General features: G+C 75.5%; 5 protein-coding genes. 3 read left to right on the top strand and 2 right to left on the bottom strand.

The genetic code is table 11. From position 1 onward, the window contains the following. The first annotated feature begins 158 nt into the window (after nucleotides 1-158). The 3 genes from ACFVVA_RS16130 to ACFVVA_RS16140 all read left to right on the top strand — a co-directional run bounded on the left by ACFVVA_RS16130 (nucleotide 159) and on the right by ACFVVA_RS16140 (nucleotide 3,160). On the top strand, nucleotides 159-917 hold the full coding sequence (locus tag ACFVVA_RS16130; RefSeq protein WP_387689913.1) for a DUF4232 domain-containing protein: 759 nt from the start codon (nucleotides 159-161) through the stop codon (nucleotides 915-917). A 103-nt stretch (nucleotides 918-1,020) separates the two neighbouring features. Beyond that, nucleotides 1,021-2,379, top strand: coding sequence for a helix-turn-helix domain-containing protein (locus tag ACFVVA_RS16135; protein WP_387689915.1), 1,359 nt, complete (start codon nucleotides 1,021-1,023; stop codon nucleotides 2,377-2,379). A 73-nt stretch (nucleotides 2,380-2,452) separates the two neighbouring features. Next, nucleotides 2,453-3,160, top strand: a complete 708-nt coding sequence (locus tag ACFVVA_RS16140) for a TetR/AcrR family transcriptional regulator (RefSeq protein WP_387689917.1) — start codon at nucleotides 2,453-2,455, stop codon at nucleotides 3,158-3,160. Nucleotides 3,161-3,270: 110 nt separating this feature from the next. Here the strand turns inward: ACFVVA_RS16140 and ACFVVA_RS16145 are convergent, their stop codons facing one another. Next, nucleotides 3,271-4,908 (bottom strand): amidohydrolase, encoded by a 1,638-nt coding sequence (locus tag ACFVVA_RS16145; protein ID WP_387689918.1) that lies wholly within the window; start codon nucleotides 4,906-4,908, stop codon nucleotides 3,271-3,273. Between the two features lie 52 nt (nucleotides 4,909-4,960). Beyond that, nucleotides 4,961-6,388, bottom strand: a complete 1,428-nt coding sequence (locus ACFVVA_RS16150; protein ID WP_387689920.1) for an APC family permease — start codon at nucleotides 6,386-6,388, stop codon at nucleotides 4,961-4,963. Nucleotides 6,389-6,719: the final 331 nt, after the last annotated feature.

The following is a 6,719-nucleotide window of genomic DNA, read 5'->3' on the forward strand; positions in this document are numbered from 1 at the left end:
CGCAGGTCAGAGGGGGTGGAACCGTTCCAGCGTCCCGGCTCGGCGGGGAGGTCTGGCGGGCCGGCCGGGCGACGGACCAGAGTGCTGCCCAGCGGTCGGCGCCGACGGCCCGCCGCCTTCCTCGCCTCCTTCATCCGCAACCTCACGGGGGAACCTCCATGTCCGCTCGCCGTGCCCTGTTCGTCCCGGCCGCCCTCGCCCTGGGCGCCGCCCTCACCCTGACCGCCTGCGGGCCGGACGGCGGCGACGCGGGCCGGCCCGCGAAGCCCGCCGGGACCATCGCGGCCGGCACCGCCCCCGGTGCCGCGGCACCCGCCGCGCCCGCCGACCGGCCGACCGCCGGCGCTCCGGCCCCGGCGGCCCCGGCCACCGCGGCGCCCGCCGCAGGCGGCTCCGCCCGCCCGAAGACCCCCGTGGTCCCCGCCACGGGCGGCGGGGCCGTGACCGGCGGCGACGAGGCGTACGCCTACACCCACCCCTGCAAGGCCGACAAGCTGACGGTCAAGGTGTCCGCCCGGGCCGGGTCGCCCGACCAGCGGGTGATCGAGGTGCACAACCAGGGCACCGCCTACTGCGGACTGAGCTACTACCCGCTCATCGGTCTCGGCAGCTCGAAGGCCCCCCAGCACGGCGCCGACCTCACCCCGCTGGTTCCGGGCGGGCTGGGCGGCCCGCCGGCCTACGCGCTGGCTCCCGGCCGGAGCACCTACGCGGTGGTGGACCTCAACCCCGGCAGCGGCGGGGTGGCCGACGTGGACCAGCTGAACGTCCTGCCCGACGACCAGATGCCCAACGCCGACACCCGGAACTTCCCACTCGGCGCCGGCGCGAAGGCGGGCAAGCAGCCGAAGCTCGGCCTGTACCGGGAGAGCGTCGCCGACGCGGCGGCCTCCACGGAGACGGCCGGCAGGGGCTGACCTGCCGCTTCGCCCTCCCCTGCCCCGGTCCCCGCCCCGGCCTGCCGGTACCGTGATCCGCGGATCGACGGCATCCCGGACCGGGATGGGGGAAGGGCAGCGGATGAGTGTGGAGACCGAGGAGTTCGCGGCGATGCTGCGCGAACTCAAGGAGCGTTCGGGCCGCAGCTACGGGGCCCTGGCCACCCGGCTGCACGTCAGCACCTCCACCCTGCACCGCTACTGCAACGGCGCCGCCGTACCGACCGAGTACGCGCCGGTGGAGCGGCTGGCCCGGGTCTGCGGGGCCGGCGGCGAGGAACTGGTCGAACTGCACCGCCGCTGGATCCTGGCCGACGCGGCCCGCCGCCGGGAGGCCTCCTCCCCGGGCACCCCGGCCTCCGCCGCACCGGCGCCCGCGCCGACGCCCGCGCCGACGCCCGCACCGCAGCCGCAGCCGGAAGCGGAGCCGCAGCTCCGGCCGGAAGCCGCACCCGACCCGCAGTCCGCCGCCGCGCCGGAGGAGGAACAGGAGGTGACGACCACCCACCCCGTGCCCCCGCCCGCCGGGCCGCGCCGCCGCATCCGCACCCGGGTGCTGCTGAGCGCGACCGCCGTGGTCGCGCTGGCCGCCGTGGTCTCCGGCCTCCTCCTGCGCGACACCGGTGGCACTGGTGCCACCGCGAACGCCGCCGCCTCCCCGCCCGCCGCACCGTCCGTCGCCGCCACCGCGGCGGCCGGTACCGCGCCCACCGGTGCCCCGACGCCGCCGGCCCCCGTGAGCTCGGCCCCCGCGGGCTCGGACGCCGCGGACACCCCGTCCGCCACCGCCTCGGCGCCCCCCGAGGACCTCCCCGCGCCCTTCCACGTCAGTGTCCTCAGCAACAACTGGGGCAGGCTCTGCGACCAGTGGTTCCTCTCCGCCCGCGCCCCCGCCCAGGTGACCCCGCCCCCGTCGTCCACCGGCCGGATCGACAGCTGGGCGGCCTCCCAGCGCCTGGTCCCGGCCGGGCACCTGCGCATCGAGCTGACCGCCCTGGGCTCGAACTCGGACGCCGTCGTGCTGAACTCCATGTCCGTGCAGGTGGTCAGCACCCGGCCCGCCCCCAAGTGGAACGCCTACACGCCCGGGTCCGGCTGCGGCGGCGGGCTCGAACCGGCGGCCTTCGCGGTCGACCTCGACGCGGCCACGCCGCGCGTCGTCCCCGTCCCGGGCCGGGAGGGCGAACGGAAGACCGGCACGACGGACTTCCCGTACCGGATCTCGGCCACCGACCCGCAGGTGATCGACGTGGACGCCGCCACCCGTTCCCAGGACGTCAGCTGGTTCCTCGAACTGGTGTGGACCGGCAAGGACGGCCGCAGGGGCACGATGCGGGTGGACCTCGGTGACCAGCAGCCGTTCCGCACCGTGGGCATGCACGGCGCGCCGAACTACTTCCACAACGGCACCTCCTGGGCCCCGGACCACAACGAGGGCTGAGTCCGGCCGACGGCCGGGGCCGGGAGCGCCCGACCCCTGGCCTACGTCAACGGTGCGGGCATAACCTCGGGGGATGACCGACCGCGTAGTCCCCGAACCGCTGCGCCGTCGGCGTCGCCCCACCAAGCAGGGCGTGGTGCTGTCCGCCGAGCTGATCGTCGGGACCGCGATCCGGCTGATCGGCAGCCACGGCTCCGAGGCGCTCACGGTGCGGCGGCTCGGCGCGGCGCTCGGCGCCGACCCGAGCGCGGTCTACCGCTACTTCCACAGCACCGACGACCTGCTGCTCGCCGTCGCCGACGAGCTGATCGGCCGCGCCCAGCACGGCTGGCGGCCCACCGGCGACTGGCGCGCCGACCTGCGCGCCATCGGCCTGCGCATCCACGCCAGCTACCTGGCCCACCCGCAGGCCGCCATCCTCGCCGCCCACCGCACCACCGGCCGCACCCACGAGATCGCCGCCGTCGAGACGATCCTCGGCGTCCTGCGCACGGCGGGCTTCCCGGACCCGGAGGCCGTCCGGATCTACCACGCCTTCGTCGACCAGAGCCTCGGCTTCGCCGCCCTGGACGCCGCGACGCTCGCCCTCCCGGCCCCCGCCCAGAACGCCGACCTCCAGGTCTGGCAGGCCTCCTACGCCCGGCTCGACGCCGCCGGCCACCCCCACATCGCGGCCACCGCCCACCTGCTCACCACCGACATGCGCCGCAGCGGCTACCCGTACGCCCTGGACCTGCTCCTGGAGGCCGCCGAGGCCCGGCTGCGCGCGGCGGGCGGCTGAGGCCGGCGGGCCGGACGGCGCGGCACCGCCCGGGCCCGGGCACGCCGCCGGCCGCCGGCGGTGAGCCCCCGTACGCCCACCGCCGACGGCCGGTCCGGCCCCTGCCCGGCTCAGTCCGCCGCGTGCACCAGCTCCCCGCCGACGTACGTCCGCAGGACCCGCGCCCGCGCGATCTCCTCCGGCGGCCCGGTGAGGATGTCCCGGTCGAGCACGACCAGGTCCGCGAGCCGCCCGGCCGCCAGCACGCCGGCGTCGTCGTGCCCGTTGAGGTACGCGCTGCCGGCCGTGTACGCGGCGATGGCCGAGCCCAGGTCGAGCCGCTGCTCGGGCAGGAAGACCCGCCCGTCGGTGGCCTCCGGCTCCATCCGGTTGACCGCCACGTGCAGCCCCGCCAGCGGGTCCGGGCTGCTCACCGGCCAGTCGCTGCCCGCCGCCAGGGTGGCGCCGGCCCGCTGGAGGGCTCCGAACGGGTACTGCCAGGCGGCCCGTTCGGGCCCGAGGAAGGGGATGGTCAGCTCGTCCATCTGCGGCTCGTGCGCGGCCCAGAGCGGCTGGATGTTGGCGACGGCGCCGAGCCGGGCGAAGCGCGGGAGGTCGTCCGGGTGGACCACCTGGAGGTGGGCGAGGTGGTGCCGGGCGCCGCGCCGGCCGTTGGCGGTGCGGGCGGCCTCGACGGCGTCCAGCGCCTCGCGCACGGCCCGGTCGCCGAGCGCGTGGAAGTGGACCTGGAAGTCGAGCGCGTCCAGTGCGGTGACGTGGCCGCGCAGCGCCGCCGGATCGACGAAGCTGAGGCCGGAGTTGGCGGTGGCGCAGCCGCAGCCGTCCAGGTAGGGGCTGGTCATCGCGGCGGTGAAGTTCTCCGCGATGCCGTCCTGCATGATCTTCACCGAGCCGGCCCGGAACCGTCCGTGGCTCAACTCCGCGCGTCGCCGCACGAGTTCGGGGATCTGTTCGGCGCCCCGGTCCCGCTCCCACCACAGTGCGCCGGTCACCCGGGCGGTCAGCGCGCCGGAGCGGGCGGCGGCCAGGTAGGCGTCCGACGGGTCCGGCTGGCCGTTGAACGCGCCGAGCAGCGCGTCCTGCCAGCCGGTGATGCCGAGCGAGTGCAGCAGCCGCTGGGCGCGCAGCAGCCCGTCGAGCCGGTCGGCGGCGGTCGAGGGCGGCACCAGCCGGGCGACCAGGGCGGTGGCGCCCTCCTGGAGGGTGCCGCCGGGGGTGCCGTCGGCCTCGCGCTCGATCCGTCCGTCGGCCGGGTCGGGGGTGTCGGCGGTGATCCCGGCGAGTTCCAGCGCCCTGGTGTTGGCCCAGGCGCCGTGGTGGTCCCGGTTGGTCAGGTAGACGGGCCGGTCGGGCACGACGGAGTCGAGCAGCTGCCGGGTGGGCAGGCCGCCCTCGAAGCTCTCCATCGACCACCCGCTGCCGGTGATCCACTCCTGCTCCGGGTTGGCGTCGGCGTAGGCCCGGACGCGCTCCAGGTAGTCGGCGACGCCGACCGTCCCGGTGAGGTCGCAGGAGGCCAGCTCGGCGCCGCCGAACACCGCGTGGATGTGCGCGTCCTGGAAGCCGGGCAGCAGCAGCTTGCCGGTGAGGTCGACGACCTCCGTCCTCGGCCCGATCAGCTCCCGGACCTCGTCGTGCCCGACGGCGGTGATCCGTTCGCCGACGACCGCCAGGCCGCTCGCCCGGGTGCGGGCCGCGTCGCCGGTGTGGACGGGGCCGTGGGTGAAGACCAGATCGGCCTCGGTCATGGGTGGTGCTCCGTTCTCGCGTCCTCGTGATTCGTCCTGCCGTGCTGCTGGGTCACTCGGCCACGGCGCCCTCCCGCAGGAAGTACGGCGAGCGCCGCCGCCAGCGGGCCCAGGCCGCCGCCGGCAGCCCGCTGACCACCATCATGATCACCACGGACAGCTCGAACCACCCGTTGTCCGCGGCGAGTTCGAAGTGGTCCGTGGAGTCGTAGAAGCTCCAGGCCAGGTACCCGCCGACGGCCAGCAGCGCCGCCGCGCCCAGCAGCGGCCCGACGACCGCGCGCAGCCCCTCCGGCAGGTCGGTGCGCAGCAGCCCGCGGAACCGGACGGCGGCGGCGACGGCGGTCAGCGCGTAGTAGAGCGCGACGACGATGCCGATCGCGTTGACCGCGGCCGAGATCAGGTCGTTGACGGTCGGGATGGCGATCGAGGCCAGCGCCAGCACGACCGCGACGCCGGTGATCAGCAGGGTGCCGACGGCGGGCGTGGCGTGCCGGGGGTGCAGCCGGGTCCAGACCGGGCCGAGCACCCGGTCGCGTCCCATCGCGTACATCCCGCGGGCGGTCGGGATCACCGAGGACTGCAGCGAGGCCACGGCGGAGAACATCAGCGCGATCAACGGCAGTGCCGCCAGCGGCTGTTCGGCGAGCTTGGTGCCGAAGTAGGTCAGCCCGTGGGCGCCGTTGTCGGCCAACTCGTCGATCGGCAGCACCCGTTGGAAGGCCGTTCCGGCGAGCAGGAACAGCGCCAGCATCACCACCAGGGCCAGCAGACCGCCCCGGGAGGCGTCCCGCGGGTCGCGCACCTCCTCGCCGACGCTGAACACCGACTCGAAGCCCCAGTAGCAGAACACCGCGAGCACCATGCCCTGGGCGACCGCGTCGAAGGACGGGATGTCGAAGGGGTTGTACCACTGGAGCGAGAACGGCTGGTCGCCGGCGAACAGCCCGTAGCCGCAGAAGCCGAGCAGCACGGCGTACTCGAAGACCAGCAGCGCCTTCTGCAGCCTGGCCGCCAGGTCCAGCCCGCGCACCGCGACCAGTGCGGCGCCCACCAGCACCACCAGGCCGATCAGGGTGCACTGGACGGTCGAGTCGGCGTCGAGCCGCAGCCCGGCGACGCTGCGGACGTGGGCCTGGTCCAGCAGCTGGACGATCGAGGAGCCGGTGACGGTCGTGGTGTACGCCATGAAGACCACGGTCCCCACGGTGTTCACCCACCCGGTCAGGAAGCCCAGCCAGGGGCTGAGGATGCGCCCGACCCACCGGTAGCTGCTGCCCGCGTCCGGCTCGACGGCGTTCAGGCGCCCGTACCCTCCGGCGATGGCGAGCACCGGCAGGAAGGCCAGCAGCATGATCGCCGGAAGGTGCAGGCCGACCACCCCGGCCATCAGGCCCAGGCCGATCCCGATGCTGCTGGTGGCGGCCGTGCTGGAGGCGGCGATCACCGCTCCGTCCACCAGGCCGAGCGACTTGCGCATCGTGACGTGGGAGCCTCGCGCGTCCGCTCTCGGGCCGCCGCCCGTGTCCTTCACCGTCGATGCCAACGGATCACCGCCTTGGTCGTGGGGTGCGCGTGTGGGGGAATCCCGGCACCGGTCGCAGAGGGTGACGCGGGCGGGAAGTGCGAGCCATGAAACCGGCGGCCCCGTCACACGTCAATGGCGTTGTCATAAGCCTCCGCGCCGCCGCCCCCCTGTCTGCCCCGTCCCCGCCCGTCCCCGCCCGGACCGGACCGGACCGAGGGGCCCGCCGGTCGTCCGGCGGGCCCCTCGGTGTCCCCTGCTCCTCCCGGTGCTTCCTACCGGGGTC

The sequence above is a fragment of the Kitasatospora sp. NPDC058048 genome, from assembly GCF_042885555.1.
Taxonomy (GTDB): Bacteria; Actinomycetota; Actinomycetes; order Streptomycetales; family Streptomycetaceae; genus Kitasatospora; species Kitasatospora lactacystinica.